The organism is Kangiella sp. (assembly GCF_014762745.1).
Lineage (GTDB): Bacteria > Pseudomonadota > Gammaproteobacteria > Enterobacterales > Kangiellaceae > Kangiella.
Map to the genome: position 1 here is coordinate 1 of NZ_JABURJ010000006.1, position 3,576 is coordinate 3,576.

Here is a 3,576-nt window from a genome sequence, read left to right on the forward strand (position 1 = left end):
CTGGTTCCAAGTGCTCACCCTTGTATATATCAAAAATATGGGCATCTGTCAGTAAATTCCCACCATTTTTTACAATAAAATCAAGTAATTCGCCGGCTTTCACAGAATCTTCGACAACTAACGCAAGATCGCGTCGAATCGACGGGAACTTGGATAATGGCTTAAATTCAGGCAATTGGCGCTCAGAGAGCGGCGCGAGGTCCATCTGGAACACGAATGCGTCCATATCCAGGTCGATTTCCTGCTGTACCTGTGGGTGGATTTTGCCGATATAACCCACTGCATGGCCGTCGACAGTAATCTCGGCTGCCTGCCCCGGATGCAGGATGTCCATGTGCAGGGTTTTGAAGTCGTATGACTTATTAGTGGCTTGCAATAAGGCTTCTACGTCGCCTTTGAGGTCGTAGAAATCCACCTTCTCGCCATCAGTGTTCCAGCTTTCTTTGTTGCGCAGGCCACAGACCAGACCGGCGATGGTTGGGATCTGCTCTAGCGTGTCGCCGGAGTTAATGAAGCGCAAACCGAGTTCGAAGATGCGGATGCGGTTCTGTTGGCGGTTGATGTTGAATTTTGCGGTTTGCACCAGACCCGGCAATAAGTTGGTGCGCATAACCGCCATTTCGCTGGAGATCGGGTTCATCAGCGGCAATGGCTCAATGCCCGGGTGCAGTTGTAATTGGAATTCTGGTTCAACGAAGCTGTAGGTGATGACTTCCTGATAGCCGCGCTTGACCAATACATCGCGCATGTCGTTTTTCCAGACACGTTTTTCCGGCTGGTCGAACATGGCCATTTCGGCTTGTGGCTTGCGGCTCGGTAGCTTGTTATAGCCGTAAACGCGCACCAGCTCTTCAATCAGGCTTTCTTCGTTGTCGATGTCGAAGCGGAAGCTTGGCACCACCACGTCCCAACCGTCTGCGTTAGCGGTCAGTTTGAGGCCTAGGCGAGTCAGGATGTCTTCGACCTGGTCATCGGCGAATGGGAAGCCGACAACGCGCTCGATACGCTGACGACGCAAACGCAGGTGGCGCTTGGTTGGCATGGCGTCGTGATCAACGGCTTCGATGATGTCGCCCGGCTGGCCGCCTACGATGTCTAGTAATAGTTCAGTAGCGCGCTCCATGGCGGTGCGCTGCAATTCAAAATCAACCCCACGCTCGTAGCGATGCGATGCGTCTGTGTGCAGGCCGTATTGGCGTGCGCGACCGGCAATGGCAATCGGGTCGAAGTAGGCACTTTCGAGGAAGATGTTATCAGTTTCGCTGTTGATGCCTGAATGTTCGCCGCCCATAACGCCAGCAATGGCCAGTGGCTTATTGTGGTCTGCGATTAATAGAGTGTCGTCAGTCAGTTCGACTTCCTGGCCATCTAGCAGAGTGAGTTTCTCGCCCTGCTTCGCCATGCGAACGTCGATGCCGCCTTCGATTTGTTTGAGGTCGAACGCGTGCATCGGATGGCCCAGCTCCAGTAATACGAAGTTGGTCACGTCAACCACTGGGTCGATGGCACGAACGCCTGAGCGCTCGATGTACTTAACCATCCAGTCAGGCGTTTTGGCCTGTGGGTTGATGCCTTTAATGACGCGACCAAGGTAACGTGGGCAGGCTTGCGGTGCGGAGAGTTTAATCGGTAGCCTGTCGCTGATTTCCGGTGTCAGCGGTTGTGGTTTGTGCTCGGTAACCGCGGTTTGGGTTAACACACCCACTTCACGGGCGATGCCGCGAATACCTAAACAATCGCCACGGTTTGGAGTCAGGTCCACTTCGATAACGTGGTCATTGAGGTCGAAATAATCTTTCAGGTCCTGGCCGAGCGGCGCCTGGCTATCCAGTTCAACAATGCCGTCGCCGTCTTCGCCAATCTCAAGTTCGGTGGATGAACACAACATGCCTTGTGATTCGATGCCGCGCAGCTTGGCTTTTTTGATTTTGAAGTCGCCCGGCAAAACCGCGCCAATCATGGCGACCGCGACTTTAATGCCTGCGCGTGCGTTTGGCGCACCGCAGATGATTTGTAGGTCTTCGTCGCTGGCTGAACCAACCGAAACTTTACAGACGCGCAGTTTATCGGCATCCGGGTGTTGTTCGGCTTCAAGGATTTCGCCGACCACAACGTCTGAGAATTTATTGCCCAGGTATTCAAAACCATCAACTTCCAGGCCAGCCATTGTTAATTTTTCTACTAATTCTTGAGTAGAAATTTCAGGGTTTACCCACTCTCGTAACCACTTTTCACTGAATTTCATAATGCTTTACCTAGTTTGCTACCTTGGGGTAGCTTTTCTATTGGCTAAATTTAAAATCTGTTTTTTAGGACAAGTCGTGACCTGTCCTTACATTTAATTTGCTTTGCGAGATTGCCGCGTCTCTGCTTCGCAGCTCCTCGCAATGACGTGCTTTGTTTATTTTTCGAGGGCAACTCGTGAGTTGCCCCTACACCTGCTGTGCTTTACTTTCGTACGGACAACTCATGAGTTGTCCCAACATCTGCGTGCTTTGATTCTTTAAGTACGGACAAGTCGTGACTTGTCCCTACATAGCTAGTTGAATTGTTTAAGAAAATTCAAATCATTCTCGAAGAATAACCGCAGGTCATTCACGCCATAACGCAACATGGTGAGACGCTCGACGCCCATGCCAAATGCGAAGCCGGTGTATTTTTCGCTGTCGATGCCGACGGCTTCGAGTACTTTCGGATGGACCATGCCGCAACCAAGAATTTCCAGCCAACCGGTGTGGCTACAAACACGGCAACCATCGCCATTACACATCACGCATTGGATATCGACTTCGGCCGATGGTTCGGTGAATGGGAAGTATGATGGACGGAATCTAACGGCCAAATCTTTCTCGAAGAAGTGCTTCAGAAATTCGTCTAAAATACCTTTCAGGTCAACGAAGGTGGTGCTTTCATCTACCAACAGGCCTTCTACCTGATGGAACATTGGGGTATGCGTCAAGTCTGAGTCACAACGATACACGCGGCCCGGTGCAATGATTCTAAATGGTGGCTTTTGCTCTTCCATCACCCGAATCTGTACCGGCGAGGTGTGGGTACGCAACAATCGCTCAGCATCAATATAGAAGGTATCGTGCATGGCACGCGCCGGGTGATGCTCAGGGATATTCAGCGCGGTGAAGTTATGGAAGTTGTCTTCCACTTCAGGACCTTCTTCGACCGAGAAGCCCATTTGCGCAAAGTAAGATTCAATTCTATGTAAGGTACGATTAACCGGATGAACACCACCGTCCTGAATGTTACGGCCAGGCAAGGTGACATCAATGGTTTCACTCGCCAGTTTCTGGGCGATTTCAGCATCTTTAATGGCTTTATGTTTCGCTTCGATAATGGCGAACACTTCTTTTTTAGCTTCGTTGACACGGGCACCAAACTTTGGCTTTTCTTCTGGCGGAAGTTTGGCCATTTGTTGCATTTGAGCTGTAATCAGGCCTTTTTTGCCGACGAAGCGGGCTTTTACCTGCTCAAGCTCTGGAATGCTCTGAACTGCTGAAATCTCTTGCTCAGCCTGCGAAATAATCTCTTGTAAACTGGAGTCCTGTTGACTCGTACCCTGTG

The 3,576-nt window shown here is 50.7% G+C and carries 2 protein-coding genes; both read right to left on the reverse strand.

What is annotated here, in order from left to right; translation table 11 throughout:
* Positions 1-2,245 (reverse strand): phenylalanine--tRNA ligase subunit beta (gene pheT, locus HUJ19_RS00040; RefSeq protein WP_290621519.1); only part of this gene is annotated, 2,245 nt, incomplete at its 3' end.
* Between the two features lie 294 nt (positions 2,246-2,539).
* Positions 2,540-3,538 carry a phenylalanine--tRNA ligase subunit alpha gene (pheS, locus tag HUJ19_RS00045; RefSeq protein WP_367273942.1) on the reverse strand — a complete coding sequence of 333 codons (999 nt, stop codon included), beginning with the start codon at positions 3,536-3,538 and terminating at the stop codon, positions 2,540-2,542.
* Positions 3,539-3,576 lie beyond the last annotated feature (38 nt).